Source organism: Streptomyces sp. AMJ-169 (assembly GCF_055597585.1).
Genome location: NZ_JBVLTJ010000016.1, coordinates 73,131 through 94,756, shown reverse-complemented (window position 1 = coordinate 94,756; position 21,626 = coordinate 73,131). Strand labels below are relative to the sequence as shown.

Sequence of the window (21,626 nt, the reverse complement as noted above, 5' to 3'; positions counted from 1 at the left end):
CAACGCTGGAGGAGTAGGGGCGAGAGTCCGCGCGAGCATGGCGGCAGGTGATCAGGGAGCCACCGTGTGGAGCGTGGAGGGCTGCGGCCACGGACTCGTATTCGCTGCCTGGCACCATTACGCCCGCAGCGGGCAGGATGAGGCGACGGTGAGGACAACTCACTCACGGCCGTGCTCAACTCCCGGAAAGGACCTATGTCTTGGAGAACGGAGAGAGGCGTGCTTTCGCGGCGGAGCTGACGCACTGGCGTACCGTGCGGGGTCTGTCGAAGCGCGCTCTCGCGGAGGGCCTGCACATCGATCCGTCGTACGTGAGCCATCTCGAATCGGGCCGTGAGCAGGGCAGTGCGGCGCTGGTGCGGAAGGCCGACACGTTCCTTGACGCGGGCGGAGCGCTGTGGAGGTCGTGGCAGGCGGCCGGCGCGCAGCCGTCGGCGGCGGAGCCGGCCGAACTCGCCCCGGCCTCGGGCCTGATGGTCCTGGACGACGACGCGTCGCTCGACTTCGACGGCGGCGTCTATCACCTGCGGATGCGGCGGCGGCTGCGCAACGACGGCACCGAGCCGATCACCCGCTACCTCGTGCGGATCGCCGTGGACCGCTACCCCTCCGACCCGGAGCGGTCCAACGAGCTGTACCGGCGCGACCCCCTGACCTGGGACGAACTCGGCCTTGAGGCCAGCTGCGGCGACGAGCCGATGACGTGGACGGTGAAGCACGACCGGGACGCGTTCAAGGAGGTGTGGCTGACGTTCCAGAACGGCGCCAGCCGCTTCCCCCTCTACCCCGGGCAGGAGGCGGAGATCGCCTACTCCTACCGCGTCAGCCGCGACAAATGGGGCCCCTGGTTCCAGCGGGCGGTCCGCCTCCCCACCCGGCGCCTGTCCGTACGCCTCTCCTTCCCTAGCGCCGGTGAACCGGCGGTCTGGGGCACCGAGACCTCCCTGACCACCGACTTCACCCCGCTGCGCACCCCGCCCGAGCGCACCGGGACAGGCGACCGGACAGTGTTCTCCTGGGCCACGATGGACCCGCCCCTGCACGCCCGTTACCGCCTGGAATGGCGCCTCAAAGCAGGCCCGGACACGACGAAGGAGAACGCGCCCGTGAACACCCTCTCCGCGAGCCAGGCCATGGCGAACGCAGGCATCGTCCAGGAAGGCGACCCCGAACTCGCCTGCCCCGCCCGCCTGTTCGACCTTCCCACCGAGGCCGGTGAGGCGGAGCGGGTCGTGCGGGAACTCCTCGACAGCGTCGACCGGGTACGGCGGCTGCACACCTTCGGCAAGGGCATGGGCATCGCCGCGCCCCAGATCGGCATCGACCGCTCCGCCGCCGTCGTCCTGCCCCCGGACCCCGGCGCCGAACCCGTCGTCCTCCTCAACGCGAGCATCGAGGAGTCCTCCGCCGAACAGGACAGCCAGTACGAGGGCTGCCTGTCCTTCTTCGACGTCCGCGGCCTCGTCCCCCGCGCCCTGAACATCGTCGTCGCCCACACCGACCCCGACGGGACGCCGCGCCTGTCCCGTTTCTCCCACGGGATGGCGCGCCTGGTCGCCCACGAGGTCGACCACCTGCACGGCGTCCTCTACCGCGCGCGGATGCGTCCCGGTGATGTGCCGATCCCGGTGGAGGAGTACCGGGGGACGGGGAAGAACTGGCGCTACAGCTGACGACTCCAGCCCTGCCGACGTGACTTGGCTGGAGTTCATGGGTGCCACGGCCCTTCGTCGTGGTCGACGACGCGGATGCCGGGGGGTGTGGTGGAGCGTTCCAGGCGGCCTTCGGTGATGAGGGGGAGGAGGGCTTCCTGGATCAGGGTGTGGGAGGTGCCGAAGGCGCGGCCGAGGATGCGGTAGGAGGGCAGGAGGCGGCCGGGGCGGTAGAAGCCGACGGTGATGCGGTGGCTGATCATGCGCTGGACGAATTCGGTCTGGGTCTCGCGGCCCCGGCGGGGAGCCGGTTCCTGCGGGAACAGCACGCGGGCGCCGCTGGTGGTGGGGGTGTCGGTGAGGCAGGCGCGGGTGAGTCCCCGGAACGCGGCGGTCACGGCCTGCGGCGCGACTTTGAAGCCGGTCCGTATGTCGGCGGGGTCGAGCAGGGTGCCCGGGGGTATCCGGCCGCTGGTGATCGCGGTGTGCAGTCCTCGGTAGACGACTCCGGCTTGTTCGGCCTGTTTCAGGTCGAGGGAGAGGCCGCGGAAGTCGTCGGCCTTTAAGCCCTGGGGGCTGGTCATCGTGATGGTCCTACGGTGATGTCCGGTTGCCGGAAGGGAAGTTGAATGCCAGCTGCCGCTGGGGGGTGGGTCCGGTGCGGGATGCCGCCCTGGTCTGGAGCCGGGGCGGCGTCCCGCACCGGGGGTTCTACGCCGTCCGGCCGTCGGCGGGGTCGTGGGTGAGGGGGACGCCGAGGAGGAGTTCGGGGGTCTGTCCGGTGTCGGCGGCCTGGAGGCATTGCTGGATGCGGCGCAGGGAGTGGCCGACGGCGTACCGGCTGACTTCGTCGCATTCGATCCAGAGTGCTTCGCCGAACCTGCCGGTCTCGGTGACCTGGACTTCGGCGTCGTCGGGGATGCGGGCCTGGTAGACGAAGTTGATGCCTTCGAGGTGGCGGCCGGGCTGCTGGGGGACGTGGTCGACGGCGATGAGGCGGCCGGTGCCGGCGCGCAGGGTGAGCCGGTCGGCGAGGTGGCGGCTGAGTGCTCTGCCCGGGAGTTCGTTGGCGGCGGCGGATCCGCCGGGCAGGCCCCAGGGGGAGACGGACTGCCGGTAGGGGCGGCTGACGAGGAGGATCTTCGTGCCTCGCAGGATCACGGCGAGGGCTCCCACGCGGCGTTGCGCGGGGTCCTTGAACCAGTCCCGTACGTCGGTCACGGCTGCTTCCTTCCTGTTGCTGGGGCGGGGTGGGCCCTTGGTGACCTGGACCGCCGACTGCCCAGGTCACCAAGGGAGTTGAGGGGGCGGTTTCAGGCGGTCGCGGGCAGCAGCGGGGGTCTGAGCCGGACGCGGTCCGCGAGCAGTTCGGACCACTGGGGGTGGCGGGCGGCGTCCTCGGCCTCGTCCGCGGCCTGGGCCAGGCGCAGCCGCTGGATCTCCCCGGTGCCGGCGGGGGCGTAGGTGCACTGGAGGTCGCGCCAGACCCGCTCCAGCGGATAGCCGGTGCTCAAGCCCTGGGAGGCGTGGAGTTCGAGGGCGGTGCGGGCGGAGTCGAGGGCGAGGTCGTGGCCGGTGAGTTTGGCGGTGATGAGCTGGGGGTCGCAGGGCAGTCCGAGGTCGAGCAGGTGTGCGGCGTGGTAGACGAGGACCAGCGCGGTGTTGAGGTTGGCGGTCATCTGCCCGAGGCGGTCGCGTACGACGCCGATGTCCGCGAGCCTGCCGCCGTAACGCGGCCGGGAGGCGGCGAACCGGGAGGTGAGGGAGACGGCGGCCTCGTGCAGGCCGAGGTCGACGGCGGCGAGATTCGGGCGGCCGTAGAGGATGCTGCTGGACTGCGCGACGTCGTACCCCTCGCCTTCCTCGCCGAGGACGGCGGAGTGGGGGACGCGGACGCGGTCGAACTCGATCTCGCCGAAGGTGAATCCGTGCAGGCCGAGCGAGGGCCGGTGCGGGGCGGGGCTGACGCCGGGGCGGTCGGCGGGGACGACGAACGCGGTCAGGGCCCGGCGGGTGGGGGTGCCGGGTTCGGCGGTGCGGGCGACGACGATGTGGTGGTCGGCGAGGTGGCTGTTGCCGACGGCCCGTTTGACGCCGGTGAGGACCCAGTGGCGGCCCCGGCGTTCGGCGGTGGTCCGGATGCCGCCGAGGTGGCCTCCGTGGCCGGGCTCGGTGACCGCGATCGACAGCATCGCCTCACCCCGGGCCGCGGCGGCCAGCAGCTGTGACTGGGCCCGGCTGCGGGCGTGGTGGTGGAGGGCGCCGATCGGTATGAGACCGGCCTGGTAGGTCATCGCGGCCGACCCCGAGACCAGAGCGATCCGGTGAGCTACGACGGTCCTGGCGACATGCCCGGCCCCCGAGCCCACCGGCTCGGGCAGCGTCACCCCGAACAGGCCCCGCTTGGCGAGCAGTTGGGGGATGAGGCGTTCGGCCTCGCCGGGTGTGCTCTCCGTCCGTGCGGTCTGCGGTGCGATCTCTTCGGCGGCGAACTCGTCGGTGTCGGACCAGAGCCGGCGGTGGGTGTCGGTGAGGAACGGGGCGAGTGCGACGGGCGGCGGGCCGGCGGTCACGGCAGGGGGTCTCCTTCCCCAGGGTGTGGGGGTCAGGGGCGGGGTGGGTGGATGCCGAGGGCGTCGGCAGCAGTGCGGGAGGTGTCCTTGACGATGGCCAGGAGCCGGCCGGCGTCGTGGAGGGTGCGGGGTTCGGGGTCGATGACGCAGACGGTGAGCAGGGCGAGGCCGGTGGTGTGGTCGAGGACGGGGCTGCCGAAGTAGGACTGGATGCCGAGGGCGTCCACCACGTGGTTCCCGGCGAAGCGGGGGAGGGCGGCGACCGCCCACAGGGGGAGGGAGCGCCGGCGGCGGACGACTTCGGGGCACCAGCCGTCGCGGCGGCTCATGGTCCGCCCGACGATGGGGTGGCCGGAGTCGGGCGGCGGGTTGTGCAGGCCGAGGAAGGTCTGGTCGACGGCGAAGGCGTTGACCATGCCGTAGACGAAGCCGGTGCGCTCGGCCATGTCGTCGGCGATCTCGTCCAGGAGGGTGTGGCCCTCCATCCGGATGTCCAGTTCCTCGAAGCGCGCGAGGCGGGTGGCCATCTCGCGCAGCTCGGTGACGGGGTCGTCGGTGAAGGCTTCGATCCGGTACTGGGCGGCGTCCGGCTGCGCGGCGGGGTGGTGGGGGAAGGTCATCGTGGGTCCAGGGGGGCGGCGCGGCCGGCGGCGGTGCGCAGGACGTGGCGGACGAGGGTGAGCAGGACGGAGGCGGCGGAGTCGGGGTGGCGGGCGTCGCAGAAGACCACCGGTGTCCGCGGGGGGACGTCGAACGCCTCGCGGATCTCGGCCGTCGTCCGGCGGGCGGTGCGGGGGAAGACGTTGAGGGCGATCACGTAAGGGAGGCGGCGCTGTTCGAAGAAGTCGGCGGCGGGGAAGCTGGATTCCAGGCGGCGGGTGTCGGCCAGGACCACGGCCCCGAGAGCCCCTTCGGCGATGTCGTGCCACAGGCCCCAGAAGCGGTCCTGTCCGGGGGTGCCGAACAGGTACAGCTCGACGGGGAGGTGGGGGCCGTCGTCGAGGGCGACCCGGCCGAAGTCGAAGGCGACCGTGGTGGTGGTCTTCTCCTCGACGCCGTCGAGGGGGTCGGTGGCCTCGCTGCGGGCGGTCAGGACTTCCTCGGTCCGCAGGGGCTCGATGTCGCTGACCGCGCCGATCAGGGTGGTCTTGCCGACCCCGAAGCCCCCGCCGACGACCAGCTTCAGCGCCGTGCGCTCCATCGCGGCGGTCACGGCTGTCATGGCGGTCACCCGGCCTTCGCCTGCGCGTGGGGGAACTTGCGCTGGAGGCCGACCAGGACGGAGTTCAGCAGCTGGAGATCGTCGGGCCGGGCGTGGCCGTCGAGGGTGGCGGGCACGTCCAGGACGCGGGCCCTGATCAGGTCCGAGACCAGGATCTTCACGGCCGTGACGTGCAGCCCGGTGGCCCCGGCGAGTTCGGCGACCGGCCGCTGCCGCTGCCGGCACAGGCTGATGATCTCGGCGCTCTCGTGCGGAAGATCCGGGCGGGGTGTGCGGGGGCCGGGTGCCAGGACGGTGTGCAGGGCCAGGCGGTGGTGGGGGCGGGTGCGTCCGCCGGTGACCGCGTAGGGCCGTACGACGCTCTGCGTGTCCTCGGCACACGGCACGGCAGCGCACGGGGTGCGGCGGGTCATGCCGCGCCGTCCGCGAGAGCGGGGGTCCGTACCGGGGTGGTCATGAAGGGGGCGAAGCGTTGCACGAGCCGTCCGGCCTCGAAGCCGACGGTGCCGACGTTCGCGTCGACCTCCGCGAGGACGACCAGCACGGTCGCCACCGACTGCCCGGTGTGGTTGAAGGCGTGGCCCTGGCCGGCGTTGGTGGCGAGGAACAGGGTGTCCTCGCGTTCCACCAGGACCTGCTGGGCCGGCATCTTCCGCGCGGTGTGCCCCTCGATGTCCCGGGCCAGCGCCGCCAGCCCGGCGAACGCCGCCGCCAGCCGGTCCGCCCAGTCCGGGGACATGTCCGAGTTCCACGCCTGCTTCAGCCCGTCCCGCGAGACCAGCAGCGCCCTGACGACACCGGGGGTGTGCTGCACGAAGTCGTCGAGGAGACGGGTCAACTGGCCCTGGACCTCCGGCGGGAAAGCCGGGACGGCCTGCGAGGCGGTGCTGTGTGCGTCGTGCGTCATGACGGATCACTCCAGAGAACAAGTAGAGGGGGGAGAGGGGATGGGGGTCAGGGCTGGTCGGTCGGGGGTGTGCCGGGGGGCGGGGTGTGGCCGGCGCGCAGGCCCGCCCGCCAGTTGGCGGCGAGGTGCGGGTTCGCGGCCGGTATCGCGCGCTCGGGCTCACGCTCCTGCCGCTGTAGCGGCCTGGCCTGGCGCCGGCGCCGGGGCAGCGGTCCTGCCCCGCTGTCCGCCACGGACCGGGCGGCTACGGCGGCGGCGGCCGGTTCGGGGCGGGGACGCTGGTGCTCGGCGGGCTCGGGAACCGGCACGGCGGGCCGCCGGACGGCGGGGACGGTGACGGTGGTGACCGCCGGGGCGACCGGGATGAGGAGGTCCTGGGGGATGACGACCTGGGCGGTCGTCCCGCCCGTCGCGTTCATCTCCAGCCGCACCCTGATGCCGTACTTCGCCGCGATCACCGCCGTCGTGATCAGCCCCAGGTGACCCGCCCTCACCTGACCTGCGACATTCGCCCGCCCGGGATGCTCCAGCAGCGCGTTCAGCTTCTCCCGCCGGGCCGGGTCCATCAGCAGCGTCGCCCGGTCCTCGACCTCGATCAGCAGCCCCCGCGCCACCCGCTGCGCCCGCAGCACCACCACGGTCGCCGGATCGGAGTGCTCCAGACCGTTCTCCGCCAGCTCCGCCAGGATGTGCGCCACATCCGGATGCACATGGGCGGGCAACGCCACCGACGCCCCCACATCCCCGGCCACGACCTGCACCCGCGTGTACTTCACCACCTCGCACTGCGCCCCGCGCAGCACCGCACCGACCTGCACCGGAGCCCGCGTCTCCCGCAGATACTGGCCCCCCAGCACCACCGACACGCTCTCCACCATCCGCCGCAGCCGCGTCGCGAGATGATCGATCCGGAAGGACCGGTCCAAAAGCTCCGGCTCCTCCGTCGCCGCGTGCAGCTCACTCAGCTGCCCCAGCATGTCGCTGATCAGCCCGTGCTGACGGCGCGCCACCATCCGGTGCATCTCCACCTGCACCGCCGACCGAGACTCCTCCTGCACCCGCAACAGTGCCCCCGCCCCCTGCACCTTCAGATGCCCCACCAGCTCCAGCACCTTCTCCAGCGCCTCCCCGCCGGCAGGCAGAGGATCGTCCGGCAACGGGGGCCGCTCACCCCGGCACAGCTGCCCGGCCGTCCAGACCACCGTGTTCTCCGCCGCCCGCACAGCCTTCACGACCTCCCCCAGCTCGGCCTCCCGACGCCGCCGCAGCCCCGCCGCCACACTCCTCACCCGGACAACCCCCGCCACACCCGCGACCACCAACCCGGCCCCGAGCGCCACCGCCAGCTCCGGCACCGACAACGCGTACGCGCCCGCCGCCAGCACGACCGACGCCCACACCCCGACGAGGACAACCAGCACCACCAGCAGCACGCCCGCCACCTCGCCGAAGAAGAGAACCGGGGAACTCTCCCGTCGACGGCGGCGAGAAGCCCGGCGGGAAGACGAAGACACGGACAGGACATCGGAAGCAGACACGGCAACGGATTCCTCAACCATCGGCACGGACAGGGACGGACAGCGTCGAGGCGAACGCACGGGCCAGAGCGGACACTTCGGCACCACTGCCCCGGGAGACGGGAAGCCGGACACGGACCGTCCTGCCCTCCCCGCCGAACCCCCGCCCCCAGCCGACCGCGCCGCCCACCGCCCGCACGAACTCCAGCCCCGGCCGCTCACCGGAGACCACCGCGTCGAGACCGGCATCCACCGGCACCGGGTCCGACACCGCCACCAGCAACTCCTCACCCGCCGTCACCAACACCACCAGCCCCACCAACCCGCGCTTCGCGCCCGCCACCGCGTTGCCCACCAGCTCGGCGCCGATCGCCGCCCCCACACCCGCATCCCCCGCCCAGCCACTCCACACCAGCGCCTCCCGCACGAACCCGTAAGCACGCCCGACAGCACGGGAGTCCGCGGCCAGCCCGGTCTCCCAGAACACCGGACGCACCGCACGCACCCGCTCCACAGCCGCAGCACCGGACCCACCCGCGGTCAAAGACGACGACGTCACGCCACACCCCCCGCCCCCGCCGCGAGCGGGACCTCGCACCACACAGCCGAACCGTCCCCGGCGAACCCCCACCGCCCGTCCAAGTCCTCCATGAAGGCCGCGACGAGAAGAAGCCCCCGGCCCCGCTCACTCATCAGACCTTCCGCGCCCGCCCCGGCGACCGCCGGCGCGGAACCATTACGGACCTCCAGCCGCACCCGCCCGGGCGGACACAACTTCCCCCGCAGGACGACCGACTCGGTCTCCCCGTGCAGAATCGAATTGGTCACCAGCTCCGACACCACGAGCACCAGACCCTCCACCCCCGCCTCCCCCACCCCGCACCGCTCCAGCCACCGCCGCACACACCGCCGCGCATCCCACACCCACTCCTCCCCAGCCGGGAACACGACATCGAAAACCGACCGCCCCCCGGCCACCACCCCCCGCCGGCCCACCCCAAAGGGCCCAGCCGGACCCTTCACGCCCGCCGACGGCGGACAACTCCTCTCCGGCACCACCACCCCCGTCACCGCCCCACCCCGTGCCCGACGACCACAGCGGCCCCGGCCTCCGCGATGAACCCGAAACGCCCGCAGAACCAGGCCAGTTCACCGGCGAACTCACCGGGGCTGGAACTCACGGCGGCGCAGGACAGCACCACCACCCCATCAGTCCACCCGGCACGGACCTCGGCCCGCACCAGCCCCCACCCCGGCCGCGCCGCACACGTACTCCACGGGTAGGAGTCGACGAACGACCGCCCCACCCGCCAGCCACGCTCCACGGCGAACAGCCGCGCCAGCTCCAGCTGTTCCTCCAGGCCCTGCCCGCCCACCGCTGATGCGTACAAGCAGATTCGCGGCACCCGGTTGGCCACCACGATCTCGGCGACCCCCCGCTCCTGAAGCTCGGGGAGACCGGCCACCGCGCAGAGGCTCGGGTCCACCACGACCCGGATCTTCTGGGGCCGCGGGATCCGTACGGCAGAGCGTTCTTGGCGCGTTCGATGCTGGACATGGTGGGGGAGATGGTGCTGCATGCTGGCCTCGGCTTCGTCGCGGGGCGAGAGAAAGCCGTCGTCCGCAGCAAGGCAGCGCGGACGAGGGCGAGTTGGGCGGCCGGAAGGGCTACCGGATCACCAGCATGGCAGTGGAAGATGCACGGATGGAAGCCATCTCGCAGAATTCTGCCAGACTAATTCTGTAGCAAAATTTGCTTCTGAAGAAGTGCTTTGGGGCAATGAAGCGAACGTTGCGCGGCATCGCAGAATGCGCGTTGCGCGGGCGGAACGTTCGCCGTCAGACTGTGGACGACTGGGAGGGTGCAGATGTTCGAGACCGACTCGGCGATGCCGTCACTTGAGGCGGCGACGCCTGCTCTGTGTCGGCTCCAACTCGGCAGCGAGCTGCGTCAGTTGCGGATGCTGTCGAGTAAGAAAGCCGCCGAAGTCTGCCGCGTGCTCTCCTGGGCGCCGTCGAAGCTCACCCGGCTGGAGACTGCGGACAATGGAGTCGTCGAGCCTGCGGACGTGATCGCGCTGTGCCAGATCTACGGCGCGACCCCGGAGAAGCAGACCACGCTCGTCGGCTATGCGACGGTCACCAAGACCAAGAAGGACTGGTGGCAGTCGCCGGACGTCCGCGACGCCATCCCGCCGGGCTTCAGGGCCTACCTCGGACTTGAGGCCACGGCCGAAGAGCTGGAGATCTACGAGAGCGAGTATGTGCCCGGCCTGCTTCAGACCAGCGCGTACATCCGCGCCATCCACGAGCGGGTGCACACCGGGCTTTCCGACGAGCAGATCGACAGGCTCGTGGCGATCCGCATCACTCGCCAGGAGATCCTGGACCGGGAGACCCGGCCCCTGGAGTTCACGGCCGTCGTCAACGAAGCGGTGCTCCGCCGGAAGATCGGCAGTGCCTCGGTCATGAAGGAGCAGCTTCTGCACATGGCCGAACTCGCCTCCTCCCACCCGCACATCAAGATCCAAGTCGTGCCGTTTGAACTCGGGGTCCACCCCGGCATGAACGGCGCTTTCACCGTCCTGAAGTTCGGGAAGCTCGCCCTCAAACCGATCGTGTACCTCGAAAACCTCAGCGGCGCCGGCGTCTCGCGGAGTGACGACGACGTGAAGCGGTACCGGCAGGCATTCGGTGATCTTCAGGCACTCGCTCCGGGCTATCAGGAGTCCCTGAGCATGATCCACGCAGCAAGCAAGGAGTTTTGATGCCCATCCGAGCCGATGACCTGGCCGTCGACTGGTTCTCGTCGAGCTACAGCAACAACCAGGGTGGTGCGTGCGTCGAGGGTGGAAAGCTGGCCGACGCGATGGCTGTCCGCGACTCGAAGCTCCCGCACGGCCCGGCGTTCGTGGTCCCCGCGGACTCCTGGACCGCCTTCATCAACGCTGTACAGCAGGACAGGTTCGACGCCTGAAGCCTTAACTCTTGGCAAGGCCCGTCTCCTCCCGCCGTGTCGGGGCCAGGAGATGGGCCCTTGTCATCTCGTCGATGGGCTTTCGGCATCCGGCGTCGATCACGAGCCAACAGGCATGCCGACAAGCAAGGTGGTCCTCCTCAACGGCACCGTCGGCCTATGGCTGTTGGGACTGAAGGCCCGTGCAGCCGCAGTACTCGGTGACGGCGAGACCGTACGCATGGTCAACGAGCAGGCCGCCGGCCGCCGGGAACGCGTCGTCGCCGACGACCTCGACGGCCTGGGCGGACTCTTCACCTACGCCGCCGAGAAGCAGCTCTACTACACGGTGGAGGCCGAAGCCCTGCTCGGCCACGGCAACGCACGGCTGGCCGCGCAGGCGGAGGAGGCCGTGAAGGGCTTCAGCAACCCCAACTCCCAGAACTGGGCCTTCGGCGATCTGGCCGGCTCGCAGTGCGACCTCGCCCTCGTCCGCCTCCACAGCGGAAACCTGGACGGCGCCGCCGACGCCATCCGCCCGGTGCTCGACCTCCCGGCCTCCCATCGCAACAACGGCATCGTCGTCTCCGCGATGCGAGTACGGAACGCCCTGCTGAGCAACCCCGCCCGGACCGCCGTCGCGGCACAGGACCTGAGCGCCGAGATCGAGACCTTCTCCGTCAGCCGGCCCGCGCTGCCCGGCCGGTAATGTCCGAGGACATGTACCCAGTCACTCGTTCCGGCGCACGCCTTTCCTTGCGCGAACTCGGCGCGCAGGACGTGGACTCGGTGTTCGCCATCTACGGCAGCCCCGAAGCCACCGAGCACCTCAGCTTCGACCCGCGCACCCATGACCAGGTCGAGCAGATCGTCGTCCGGTCCGTCTCGGCCGCCACCGAGACACCCCGCACCGAGTACGCGCTCGCCGTCGTCGAACGCGCGACGGCCGAACTGATCGGCTTCGGCCGCCTGGCCCTGGACCCGCACCAACAGCGCGGCGCCACCATGGGGTTCGCGCTGCGCCCGGACAAGTGGGGCATGGGGTACGGGGTGGAGACTGTACGGCTGCTGCTCGGCTTCGGCTTCGGCGACCTGGACCTTCACCGCGTCTGGGGAGCGCGATCGCCCCTCAACGAGGCTTCCGCGAAGACGATGGCTTCCGCGGGGATGGTCGAGGAGGGCGTGATCCGGGAGCACGTACTGAAGGCCGGGAAGTGGCGGGACTCGGTGGTCCACGCGATCCTCGATCGCGAGTGGCGTCCTGTGTAAGGACTTCCCTGGCTTGAGTTCCCGGTCAGCGCAGTGACGTGAACACGGCGGTGGCCAGGGTGCCGAGTACGGTTCCGGCGGTGACCTGGGCCAGGGTGTGTTGGTGCGGCACTTGCCGTCCGAAGCCGACAGCGCGGCCCAGAGACGTTGATCGGCCCTATGCCGCCGTCTCTTGAGCCGCCCGGCGCGGCTGGGCGGTGACTTGCCCCAGCGCCCTCGCTACCGAGATCCGGATGACTACACGCTCAGGGTCCGGCGCCGGCGTACGCCCATATCGCTCTCCGTAACGCGCAACGGCGTCCTCGACTGTTGCCATGTCGACGCAGACCTCCGCCATGCCTTCGAGTGTGGCCCACCGTCCTCGGTCCACCTGGCACACCGCAACGCGAGCTTTGCCGCCGCCCGCAAGGATATTGGCGACCTTTCGACTTGATTTGCGAGTGATAACAATCGCCATTCCGGTAGCGGCATCAACGGTCACGCCGACAGGGACGACGTGCGGACTGCCGTCGGGTCGCAGCGTCGTAAGCGTGCACAGGTGGTACTCGTTCCAGAACTCAAGGTAGTCGGCGCCTTGGCCGGATATCGGGTTCAGCATGACCGAGAGCTTAATGGCATCAGTTGCCCGAATCACCCCGAAGTGACTAGGGCCACGCCCGATCAGAGGCGCCTGGTTAGTCCACTTTGAGGCTTGCGGCGAACGTGATTCAATCATGAATATCTCAAATTTATAACGACCGTACCGTTGTGGCTGAGGAGGGGTTAATGCCTAAGTTGATCAATAAAAGGCCAGCTCAAAGGAGCCGCGCTGCATGCCGCTGGTCGATTTAGATCGTTTTGGTCGAGTGGGGTTACTTGCGGTCTACACCCATCGATCGCGCTTTTCTGGCCTCACCTCGCATGAGTCATCGCGTACTGTCCGACCAGGTTCCTGGAGGCTCTGTCCGGGTGGCCGGCCGGTACCTCATTGCTTATTCGCGTATGTGACTTCCGTGTCGGGTGAAGAGAACCGCCCGCAGGCATTAGTGCCCTTGAAAGGCCCGATAGGGCTCGCAGGCGCATCCGAGACGGCGGCATCAGGAACCGGACGTCACTGAAACGGGTGCGATGTCGCCCCGGCTCGGGGGAGCCATTACCTGCCGGTTGGAGGGATCACTCAGTGTGGCCAGGGAAGAACGGCCGAGACGCGGCAGAGCCAACGGTTCCCGCACGAGGCGGAGCCGGCCGTAGGCGCTTCGGGCGCTGGCGCACAGCCGTGAACCGGACCGTGGAGCGAGACCTGCACCGTCTGATCCGGCGTGAGCTGCAAGACCTCGGGATCAATCCCCCACTCGACGTCAAGGAACTGTGCCAAGCGCTCAGTCGACGGCGCGGGCGTCCTCTGTACCTGCGGGAGGCTCCGCTGCCGAAGCCGGGACCTTCGGGCATGTGGGTCGAGTACGAAGGCTATGACGTGATCCTGTACCAGCAGGAGACAACTCGCCTTCATCAAGATCACATCATTCTCCATGAAGTAGGCCACATCCTCGTCGCGGAGAACGAAGGGGCCACCGAGGAGACCGAAGACCAGCGGGCTGAAGAGGACCCCACGGTCGACTCCGAGGAAGAGACTGCCGTCTTCGTCGAGGGCTGGGCCACTATGCTGCCGGTCTTCGACCCTGAGACAATCAAGCGCGTCGCTCGCCGGTGCTCGTACGACGACGGGGAAGAGTGCTCCGTCGAGCTGGTGGCCACGATCATCCTGGAATGGTCGTCTCTGCTGGACGGCTCCGCCCCGCTGTCGGATGACCCTTCCCTCCGGCGTGTGGAGTCGGCTCTCGGTGACCGGCGAGGGTGGCTGTAACCCGTGGAACTGGTACTCCTGGGGCCTGTGGTCGCTCTCGCCTGGAAGCTCTATCAGTGGAGACGATCCCCTCGCGACGCGCCTCTGCGTTCCGTGACCCTCTGTCTGCTCTGCGCTGTGCTGTCGTACCCCGTGGCCATGCCCGGAGGGACGTCAGGTGTCGACATGGTCGCCGGTCACGGAACGGCGAAACTGATCCAGAACGTGCTACTGCTCGTCGCCATGTACTTCCTGATGTGCTTCTACCTCTACTCCGCCGCAGACGAGGAAGCGAGCCGTCGCCGAGCCCGCAAGGAGGCAGTTCTCGTCGGAGCCGTCGTGGTCGCCATCACCGTGGCTGCCGAATCGGTACCGCACGATGTCTTCGCCGGCAGTTTCAGCACGGCGGACATGACGATTCCGCAGATCGCTTTCTTCTACGGTGGCGCCGGCCTCTACCTCATGTACGTGCTGGGCATGGCCTGCCGGTGGACGCGCCGCTATGCCCGAATGTCCCGGCGCCCGCACTCCACCGGGCTTTGGATGGCCGCCGTAGGCCTGGGAGCGATGGCTGTGGCCTGCGCGATCCGCGCCGTCATCGTGGCCGTTCGATGGGCCGACGTGGAGGTGCCCGAGCTGCTGATGGATACCGTCGCTTTTCTCCTGGTTGCGTCCATCTTTCTGTTCGCGGCCGGGATCACCTACTCCGGCGCCCGAGCCCGGCTCTCCTCTCTGAGACTCTGGCTCCAGCATCGGCGTGATCACCGCCGCCTCGCCCCACTGTGGGAGCTGCTGGCGGAGGCGTACCCCGACAACGTGCTGAAGCCGGCGTCCACGGCCGCGCTCGACCGGCGGCGGGCTCGCGGAGTGCACCGGCGCTACCACCGCCGCATCGTGGAGTGCCGCGACGGTCTGGTGGACATAAGCCCGTACCTGCTGGATGGCGGTGACGACAGCACGGTGCTCAACGTCGACTCCGTAGAGCTTGCCGCCCGGCTTCGTCGAGCGTCCGCCCGGATCGAGAAGGGTGTCCCCGCGCCCCGCCGGGCGGTCCCCCTCGCCATGGCTCTGGGAAGCGACCGTGAGTCGGATGTGAAACAACTGATTGCGGTGTCCGACGCGCTGCGTAAAACCGCATCCTCCTCCACGATCAAGGAGTCAACATGCTGATCACCAGCGGCCGAGTACTCGTCGGCTCCGGGACGTACCTGGAAGACGCCGCCGTTCTCATCAAGGGTGACACGATCGCCGCCGTCGGACCGCGCAAGGAGATCGAGGAGCAGGCCGGCGCCGACGTGCCCCGGTTCGCGTTCGACGGAACTGTCCTGCCAGGGCTGATCGACGCCCATGTCCATCTGGCTTTCGACGGCGGACCCGACCCGGTCTCCACTCTCCAGGACTCGACGGATGAGGTTCTGTTCGAGGACATGCGCCGTCGCGCGGAACAGCTCTTGCGCAGTGGTGTCACCACGGTTCGTGACCTGGGCGACCGGGGTGGGCTGGTGCTTCGCTTGGCTACGGAGATCAACGGTCGTCGTACGCCGGGGCCGAGGATCGTGTCCGCGGGCACGCCCGCGACCACCGTGGGCGGGCACTGCCACTTCCTGGGCGGTGAGGTCTCTGGAGAAGCGGAGATCCGTGACCTCGTACGCCGCAACCTCGCGGCCGGCGCCGGGGTCATCAAGGCCATGGTCACGGGTGGCGGCCTGACGAAGGCCGGCCCCAAGAGCCACCAGTCCCAATTCACCGCCGAGGAACTGGCCGCTCTGGTGGACGAAGCCCATAAAGGAGGGGTCCCTGTCGCCGCCCATGCGCACGGCGCCGACGGCATCACCTCGGCAGTAGAGGCCGGCGTGGACACGATCGAGCACTGCACGTGGATGACGGACGGTGGCTTTGACTTCCGGCCCGACGTGGTGCAAGAGATCATCGACCGGGGAATCACTGTCTGCCCGGCGGTTAGCCCCCACTGGCAGATGCTGCCCCGATTCTTCGGCGAGGAGCGCGCCGCCGCGATGTTCGACCTGGTTCGTCGGATGGCCGATGCCGGGGTGCGTCTGGTGGCCGGCACAGACGCGGGGGTGCAGCGCGCGGGCTTCGACGGCCTTGTCCCAGCCCTGTCCTTCTACTCCCACCTGGGTGTGGCGAATGCCGTGATCATCGACATGGCGACGTCCGAAGCGGCCGCGGCCTTGGGGCTGGGTTCTGCAACGGGTCGGATCACTCCTGGCTATCGAGCGGATCTCCTCCTGGTCGACGGAGACCCGATCTCGAACCTCGACGCGTTGAAGGACGTCCGAGCCGTATTCGCCTCAGGCCTGCGTTACGAGCCCAGCCCGGCGGCCGAGTAGTACGGACTGTTCAGTGTCCTGTTCCCAAGACCTCTTGAGTCTCGGGAACAGGACACTATCCGTTGGCGTCGGGGGCAGCTTTCTTCTCGAACTCGGTCGCAAGATCGTTCAAGATCGAGAGGACATCGGCCGACAGGCCCTCCGAGCCGAGGCGGCGAGCGCGGACGCGCCCCACCTTCCCTTGCTTGGCCGCAGACAACAGGCGAAGCCCTTCGTAGACCTGCCGGGCCACAGCATCGTCCGGCTCGAAGTACAGGCGCGAGACGCCCAAGAAGTGGGCGAGACCTTCCAAGACGACTGGGGCGGGCGCTCCAGCTTCGGCGCTGCCTGTTCGAAGGGCCTCGACCTTGTCGGCCGTGGTGACCACCGACCCGGCATAGGCGTTCACGGCCTCGGCGATCTCCGCATCTCCGGGCGCCGCGCCTTTGGGGTACGAGCGTTCCAGGACGAGGGTGATTTTCTCGGCGAGTGTTCGGGGCGGCTCTTCGACCGCCGGAGCGGCGACGGCTTCGCCTTCCACCTCTTCGCCGCGAGCCTTCGCCATCGACCGTTCCTGCGCTCGCATCACCTCGTCCACGGTGGCGTGGTACGCCTCCGCCAGGCCAGGGAGATATTTGTCCTTCAGGCGCCGAATGCCGTTCTCCGCGCCGGCCACTGGACCGTCGCTCTTGGTGCCGATGACCGTCGCCATCTCGTACCGGTAGAGGCCGGCGTCGCACCGAAGGTCCGTGAGGTCGGGCAAACCGTCGCGGGGGAACAACTCGTTCAACGGCATCCTGAGCACCCCGGCGAGGGCGGACAACTTCTCTTGATCCGGGACGCTTGTGCCCAACTCCCACCCCGCCACCGTCGAGTCCGCGGCGCCGAGGGCGGATGCCACGTCGGACTGCGAGATCTCAGCGGCTCGACGTACCGCTCGCATGCGAGTTCTGTCGAAGCGTCGGGATGGCATGGAACCCCATCTTTGTGTGAAGCGAAGAAACTTCGGAGCGTTGATCTTTTGGGTGAACCAAGGTAGCTTCAGACTATCGAAAAACCGAGGGATTCGCATCCCCCGGCCACCAGGCCGCGCGCCCGCTGAAGGGCTCACGCGAGAGGGAGGAGGCGGGCGATGCAGGCGAGCGGTCCGTGACGCGCCGGACAACGCAAACCGGCGCCCGGGAGCTACCAACTCCCAAGCGCCGGGCCGACACCCCCAAGGGGCGCCGATTCACATCTCGCGGGCGGCGGGGCTTTTGCACGAGAACCACCGCACCACGCTCTACGATCAACGGAGTATCGCATGTTCGCCATGCCGAGCGGAACCCCGGCCTGCCCGGACACCGACCGCCAGCGCCGGCTCGCCGTCCAGCTCGCCGACATGATCCCGGGCGCGGCCACCATCCGGGTCAGCCTCACCAACCCGATGCAGGCGTGGCCCCACCCGCACACCATCGTCAAGGACGAGGCCGGGAAGACCATGGAGCTGGGCCGGACGACCGCCAGGGTCGCCGCCCGCTGGATCCTGCGGGTCTGGCCGGAGGCGGACTGGACGCAGCCGCACACCTTCGACCTCACCGACGCGACCCTCACCCTTAGCAGCCTGATAACCGTCGGTCGGGGCCGCTGACATGGCGCGGATACGAACCATCAAGCCGGAGGCATTCGTCTCCGAGTCGCTCGCCGAAGTGAGCGTCGAGGCGGAGCGGACCTTCTTCGGACTGCTCACCCAGGCCGACGACCAAGGTCGCCACCGCGACAACGCCGCGATCATCGCCGGGCTGCTCTGGCCCCTGCGCGCCGAGCACACCTCGGTCCACGTCGAGGACGACCTCCACCAGCTTGCGAACGCGGGCCTGGTCTGCCGGTACACCGGCTGCGACGGACGCCGCTACCTCCACATCGTGACCTGGGCCGAGCACCAGAAGATCGACAAGCCGAGCCAGTCCCGCCTTCCCTCCTGCCCGCAGCACCACGGCGCCGACCGGTGCGGCCCCTGCAAGGGGATCTGCACCAAGCAGACCGAGGAATCGCCTACTCCTCCCCGAGGACTCACCGAGGCTTCGCCGAACGCTCCCCGCCCCCTCGACCTGCCCGCGCAGCCCCTCGCGGCATCTCGCCGCCAGGCAGACCAGGCTCTCTCGGGCCAGCAGGACGCCTTCGACGGCAAGGTCGGCACCCCCAGCCACGCAGAAGGGAAAAGAGCAGGTCAGAGCGCATCCACTGAGGGCTCTCCGAACCTTCCCCGAAGCCTCGGAGAGGGATCGGCGCCTGGATCTAGGATCTTGGATCCTGGATCTTCTGTCCCTACGGGGCGCACCGCGCCCGCAGCCACCGTCTCGGCCAACCAGCTCGTCGGCGAGTACGTCGCCGCCTGCGACGAACGCCCGCCCAGCGACGTGCTCGGACACCTCGGGCGGATCACCAAGAAACTCCTGGGCGAGGGCATCGCCCCGGAGCACATCCGCGCCGGGCTCCAGGACTTCGCGGTCAACCCCAGGCACCCGAGCGTGCTGACGAGCATGGTCAACGAGGCCATGAACTCGCGCTCCAGCGGTTTGGCGAGGCCGGGATTCCGGCCTAACGTGCCCGCTCACCAGGCGTGGACCAACCCGGCCGACGCTGCCGCCGCCTACGCCGAGGAGCTGTGATGCGCACTCGTAGCCGCGAACCGCAGATCCTCGGCGAGGGCACCCTGGACCGGATGGCCAGGATCCTGGCCGCCCGCAACATCGACCCGGCCGCCGTCGCCGAACTGACCGACGAGCCCGAGCCCTTCTCCCCGCTGGACGCCCTGTCGGCCGGAATGCCCCCGCGCTACCAGGCAGCCGTCGCCGACCACCCTCAGGTCCTGACCTGGGTCCGCGACGTCGCCGAGGCGGCCGTCGCCCCCAACCTCGGAGCACGGCGGCAGGTCACCACCGGCCCCAGCCTGTTGATGGCCGGGGTCGTCGGCGCGGGCAAGACGCACCAGGCGTACGGCGCGGTCCGGCGGCTGGTGCAGAGCGGAGTCGGCGTACGCTGGCGCGCGACCACTGCCGCCGATCTGTACGCCGAGCTGCGGCCCCGGCCCGGAGCCGACAGCGAGCAGGAACTGGCGGCCGTCAGCCGCTGCCCGCTGCTGATCATCGACGACCTCGGCGCGGCCAAAGCCAGCGAATGGGTCGAGGAAGTGACGTACCGGCTGATCAACCGCCGGTACAACTACATGCTCCCGACCCTGATCACCACCAACCTGGCGATCAAGGATCTCCGGGCCTACCTCGGTGACCGTGTCACCTCCCGGCTCGCACAGATGACCACCCGGGTCGAGTTCGAGCCGGTCGATCGCAGACGCCACCGCCCCGCCGCCTGACTCACCGAGGCCACCACGCCAGGCCGCGCCTTCAGCGCGCCGCCCAAGCACCTCCCGACCCAGCGCACCCCTCCGCCGGCGCTCCTGCGCGCGGAGAGCAATCGGAGCAACTCGCATGACACTCACGACGATCAGCCCTGCCCGCCACCGGTCGCTCGGTGATCACACCTGGCAGGACCAGGCCGTCTGCCAGAGCACGGAGTACAACCCGGTGGACCCCGAGATCTTCTTCCCGGAGCCCGACGAGACCGACAAGATCGCCGCCGCGAAGTCTCTGTGCGGCCAGTGCCCGGTCCGCCGCACCTGCCTGGACGCCGCCCTGGAGAACGGCGACGCCGACGGCATCCGGGGCGGGCTCACCGAGGAGGAGCGCGGGCCACTGCACGAGAAGCTCGCCAGCCGCCTCGACTACAGCCGCGTTAACGACACCATCGCCGGGCGCGACGTCCACCTCACCAAGGCTGAGCGCCGCGCGGTCGTCTACGCGGCCTACCGCCATGGGGTGACCGAGCAGCGCCTCGCCCGGCTCCTGAAGATCACCGAGGAACACGCCCAGAAGCTGTACCGCGAGACCCGGCGTGCCCTGCGCAACCGAGACCTGGAGCAGACCACGAAGACCGCCCCGCCCTCCAAGAGCGATGGCGAACGCCTGGGCCGTGACGACTTCGGGACGGCGGCGTGAACGCCATGAGCACGCCGAAGACGGCGCACATCACCGGCTGGGACCGTGCGGTCGTCATCGCCCTGGGCGGCGCGGGGTGCGCGCTGTCGTACGACGCCCTCCAGCAGATGGCCGTCGCCATCCACGTCCGCGGTTTCCTGACCTACCTCTTCCCCCTGGTGATCGACGGGTTCATCGCCTACGGCATACGGGCGCTCCTGGTCCTTCGCGACGTGCCCCTTCGCGCACGGCTCTACGTCTGGACCCTCTTCGGCACGGCCACCGCCACCAGCATCTGGGCCAATGCCCTTCACGCAGTACGACTCAACGAGGAAGCGGTCGCCGGCACCGGCCTCCGGCTCGGGGACACGGTGGTCGCCGTGCTGTCCACCGTCGCCCCGCTCGCGCTGGCCGGAGCGGTCCACCTCTACATCCTCATCGCCCGGGGCGCGGTCAAGGCCGGTGACCGAGAGGACCTCGGCCAGGCCGGTCACCTCGGTCAGACTGACCGGCGCGAGAGCATCGCGGTTACCCGGACTGACCGGATCGGTCAGCAGCAGGCCGGTCAGGTCAACGCCGGGGAGCCGGTCAGCAGCCCGGCTGGCCGGCTACGCCTTTCCCTCTGCAAGCAGACCCCGAGCCCTCGATCACTGGCCGGAGACAACGTCCCGGTAGACAGCCCCAGCTCGGTCACTGGTGTTCAGGAACAGCCGTACGAGGCCGCTGACCTGCTCGGACAGTCGAATACCACTTCGGCCACCGGCGACCGGAACGGCATCGCTCCGGTCACTGACCGGAACACCCGAACCGCCGGTGACCGGCGGTCTGACCCGGACACCGAAGAGCTGCTGAAGATCGCCCGGTCAGCGGTCAGGGCCGAGGACAAGCTGACCCGCAAGGTGGTCGCCCAGGCGATCCGCGGGCAGCAGATCCCACTGTCCAGCGACACGCTGACCGCCTTGATGGCCCAACTCCGTGAGCAGCACGGACAGCCGGTCACCTCCGGCCGGATCTGACCGGACAGCACGAGCCGGGTGACCGAGCCGGACGTTCCGGAAGGTCACCCGCTCCCGGACACACGCCTCACGTCCTTCCGAAGCGGAGCGGAGCACACCTCATGCGCACTCACCCAGCCACCCTCGCCGAAGTCGATTCCTGGCTGACCGTCCTGCACCAGCACGGCTACCTTCACCGCGCCCGATCTGGCCCCGACAACACCTGGACCGTGCAACGAACCCCGGACAGTCGCCCCTGGACCCTGCACCACCCGGTCCTGGCCATGGACTGGATCGAGGAACTCGTGCGCGAACTCAGGCAGGAGAACCCGGAGACGCGCCGGTGACCGCCGACGACCCGGTGGTT

At 69.5% G+C, this 21,626-nt stretch carries 27 protein-coding genes; 14 read left to right on the top strand and 13 right to left on the bottom strand.

What is annotated here, in order from left to right:
• Positions 1-200: 200 nt before the first annotated feature.
• On the top strand, positions 201-1,673 hold the full coding sequence (locus ACYUD3_RS32150; protein WP_470977668.1) for a peptide deformylase: 1,473 nt from the start codon (positions 201-203) through the stop codon (positions 1,671-1,673).
• A 35-nt stretch (positions 1,674-1,708) separates the two neighbouring features.
• On the opposite strand, the gene ACYUD3_RS32145 is transcribed toward ACYUD3_RS32150, so the two are convergent.
• The 11 genes from ACYUD3_RS32145 to ACYUD3_RS32095 form a co-directional block, all read right to left on the bottom strand.
• Positions 1,709-2,236: a GntR family transcriptional regulator gene (locus ACYUD3_RS32145; protein WP_470977665.1), complete on the bottom strand. Its 528-nt coding sequence runs from the start codon at positions 2,234-2,236 to the stop codon at positions 1,709-1,711.
• A gap of 127 nt (positions 2,237-2,363) precedes the next feature.
• A complete protein-coding gene (locus tag ACYUD3_RS32140; RefSeq protein ID WP_470977662.1) occupies positions 2,364-2,873 on the bottom strand; it encodes an NUDIX domain-containing protein in 510 nt (169 codons plus the stop codon).
• 92 nt (positions 2,874-2,965) lie between these two features.
• Positions 2,966-4,225 (bottom strand): acyl-CoA dehydrogenase family protein, encoded by a 1,260-nt coding sequence (locus ACYUD3_RS32135; protein ID WP_470977660.1) that lies wholly within the window; start codon positions 4,223-4,225, stop codon positions 2,966-2,968.
• A 32-nt stretch (positions 4,226-4,257) separates the two neighbouring features.
• Positions 4,258-4,845 carry a GAF domain-containing protein gene (locus tag ACYUD3_RS32130; RefSeq protein WP_470977657.1) on the bottom strand — a complete coding sequence of 196 codons (588 nt, stop codon included), beginning with the start codon at positions 4,843-4,845 and terminating at the stop codon, positions 4,258-4,260.
• Entirely contained in the window at positions 4,842-5,447 is a 606-nt protein-coding gene (locus ACYUD3_RS32125) for a GTP-binding protein (protein ID WP_470977654.1), read from the bottom strand. The genes ACYUD3_RS32130 and ACYUD3_RS32125 overlap by 4 nt, the downstream gene beginning before the upstream one ends.
• 5 nt (positions 5,448-5,452) lie before the next feature.
• Positions 5,453-5,860, bottom strand: a complete 408-nt coding sequence (locus ACYUD3_RS32120) for a DUF742 domain-containing protein (RefSeq protein WP_470977651.1) — start codon at positions 5,858-5,860, stop codon at positions 5,453-5,455.
• Positions 5,857-6,354, bottom strand: a complete 498-nt coding sequence (locus ACYUD3_RS32115) for a roadblock/LC7 domain-containing protein (RefSeq protein WP_470977648.1) — start codon at positions 6,352-6,354, stop codon at positions 5,857-5,859. Before ACYUD3_RS32115 ends, ACYUD3_RS32120 begins: the two co-directional genes overlap by 4 nt.
• A 47-nt stretch (positions 6,355-6,401) precedes the next feature.
• Complete coding sequence (locus ACYUD3_RS32110; protein ID WP_470977645.1) at positions 6,402-7,787, bottom strand: histidine kinase; 1,386 nt, start codon at positions 7,785-7,787, stop codon at positions 6,402-6,404.
• 118 nt (positions 7,788-7,905) lie between these two features.
• On the bottom strand, positions 7,906-8,376 hold the full coding sequence (locus ACYUD3_RS32105) for a hypothetical protein (protein ID WP_470977642.1): 471 nt from the start codon (positions 8,374-8,376) through the stop codon (positions 7,906-7,908).
• Between the two features lie 50 nt (positions 8,377-8,426).
• The gene (locus tag ACYUD3_RS32100; RefSeq protein ID WP_470977639.1) at positions 8,427-8,819 is read right to left on the bottom strand and encodes an ATP-binding protein; all 393 of its coding nucleotides are present in this window, start codon (positions 8,817-8,819) and stop codon (positions 8,427-8,429) included.
• A 119-nt stretch (positions 8,820-8,938) separates the two neighbouring features.
• Positions 8,939-9,361, bottom strand: a complete 423-nt coding sequence (locus ACYUD3_RS32095) for a recombinase family protein (protein WP_470977636.1) — start codon at positions 9,359-9,361, stop codon at positions 8,939-8,941.
• Between the two features lie 378 nt (positions 9,362-9,739).
• On the opposite strand from ACYUD3_RS32095, the gene ACYUD3_RS32090 reads away from it, so the two are divergent.
• The 4 genes from ACYUD3_RS32090 (at position 9,740) to ACYUD3_RS32075 (ending at position 12,096) form a co-directional block, all read left to right on the top strand.
• Positions 9,740-10,639, top strand: a complete 900-nt coding sequence (locus tag ACYUD3_RS32090) for a helix-turn-helix domain-containing protein (RefSeq protein ID WP_470977633.1) — start codon at positions 9,740-9,742, stop codon at positions 10,637-10,639.
• A complete protein-coding gene (locus tag ACYUD3_RS32085; RefSeq protein ID WP_470977630.1) occupies positions 10,639-10,848 on the top strand; it encodes a DUF397 domain-containing protein in 210 nt (69 codons plus the stop codon). Before ACYUD3_RS32090 ends, ACYUD3_RS32085 begins: the two co-directional genes overlap by 1 nt.
• 115 nt (positions 10,849-10,963) lie before the next feature.
• Positions 10,964-11,536 (top strand): hypothetical protein, encoded by a 573-nt coding sequence (locus ACYUD3_RS32080; RefSeq protein WP_470977627.1) that lies wholly within the window; start codon positions 10,964-10,966, stop codon positions 11,534-11,536.
• Positions 11,537-11,547: 11 nt separating this feature from the next.
• Positions 11,548-12,096, top strand: coding sequence for a GNAT family N-acetyltransferase (locus tag ACYUD3_RS32075; protein WP_470977624.1), 549 nt, complete (start codon positions 11,548-11,550; stop codon positions 12,094-12,096).
• Positions 12,097-12,253: 157 nt separating this feature from the next.
• Here the strand turns inward: ACYUD3_RS32075 and ACYUD3_RS32070 are convergent, their stop codons facing one another.
• Entirely contained in the window at positions 12,254-12,694 is a 441-nt protein-coding gene (locus ACYUD3_RS32070; protein WP_470977621.1) for a pyridoxamine 5'-phosphate oxidase family protein, read from the bottom strand.
• 669 nt (positions 12,695-13,363) lie between these two features.
• Between ACYUD3_RS32070 and ACYUD3_RS32065 the strand changes: the two genes are divergently transcribed.
• Genes ACYUD3_RS32065 through ACYUD3_RS32055 form a run of 3 tightly spaced genes read left to right on the top strand, consistent with a single transcriptional unit; the run spans position 13,364 to position 16,269 of the window.
• On the top strand, positions 13,364-13,939 hold the full coding sequence (locus ACYUD3_RS32065) for a hypothetical protein (protein WP_470977618.1): 576 nt from the start codon (positions 13,364-13,366) through the stop codon (positions 13,937-13,939).
• A gap of 3 nt (positions 13,940-13,942) precedes the next feature.
• Positions 13,943-15,088: an MAB_1171c family putative transporter gene (locus tag ACYUD3_RS32060; protein WP_470977615.1), complete on the top strand. Its 1,146-nt coding sequence runs from the start codon at positions 13,943-13,945 to the stop codon at positions 15,086-15,088.
• Positions 15,082-16,269, top strand: a complete 1,188-nt coding sequence (locus ACYUD3_RS32055) for an amidohydrolase family protein (protein WP_470977612.1) — start codon at positions 15,082-15,084, stop codon at positions 16,267-16,269. Before ACYUD3_RS32060 ends, ACYUD3_RS32055 begins: the two co-directional genes overlap by 7 nt.
• 55 nt (positions 16,270-16,324) lie before the next feature.
• Here the strand turns inward: ACYUD3_RS32055 and ACYUD3_RS32050 are convergent, their stop codons facing one another.
• A complete protein-coding gene (locus tag ACYUD3_RS32050; RefSeq protein WP_470977609.1) occupies positions 16,325-17,191 on the bottom strand; it encodes a helix-turn-helix transcriptional regulator in 867 nt (288 codons plus the stop codon).
• A gap of 360 nt (positions 17,192-17,551) precedes the next feature.
• Between ACYUD3_RS32050 and ACYUD3_RS32045 the strand changes: the two genes are divergently transcribed.
• The 6 genes from ACYUD3_RS32045 to ACYUD3_RS32020 all read left to right on the top strand — a co-directional run bounded on the left by ACYUD3_RS32045 (position 17,552) and on the right by ACYUD3_RS32020 (position 21,606).
• On the top strand, positions 17,552-17,878 hold the full coding sequence (locus tag ACYUD3_RS32045) for a transcriptional regulator (protein WP_470977607.1): 327 nt from the start codon (positions 17,552-17,554) through the stop codon (positions 17,876-17,878).
• A gap of 1 nt (position 17,879) precedes the next feature.
• Positions 17,880-18,899 carry a hypothetical protein gene (locus tag ACYUD3_RS32040; RefSeq protein ID WP_470977604.1) on the top strand — a complete coding sequence of 340 codons (1,020 nt, stop codon included), beginning with the start codon at positions 17,880-17,882 and terminating at the stop codon, positions 18,897-18,899.
• Positions 18,899-19,603 carry an ATP-binding protein gene (locus tag ACYUD3_RS32035; protein WP_470977601.1) on the top strand — a complete coding sequence of 235 codons (705 nt, stop codon included), beginning with the start codon at positions 18,899-18,901 and terminating at the stop codon, positions 19,601-19,603. Before ACYUD3_RS32040 ends, ACYUD3_RS32035 begins: the two co-directional genes overlap by 1 nt.
• Positions 19,604-19,718: 115 nt before the next feature.
• On the top strand, positions 19,719-20,285 hold the full coding sequence (locus tag ACYUD3_RS32030) for a WhiB family transcriptional regulator (protein WP_470977598.1): 567 nt from the start codon (positions 19,719-19,721) through the stop codon (positions 20,283-20,285).
• Between the two features lie 5 nt (positions 20,286-20,290).
• Positions 20,291-21,280: a DUF2637 domain-containing protein gene (locus tag ACYUD3_RS32025; protein WP_470977974.1), complete on the top strand. Its 990-nt coding sequence runs from the start codon at positions 20,291-20,293 to the stop codon at positions 21,278-21,280.
• A 101-nt stretch (positions 21,281-21,381) separates the two neighbouring features.
• A complete protein-coding gene (locus ACYUD3_RS32020) occupies positions 21,382-21,606 on the top strand; it encodes a hypothetical protein (RefSeq protein WP_470977595.1) in 225 nt (74 codons plus the stop codon).
• Positions 21,607-21,626: the final 20 nt, after the last annotated feature.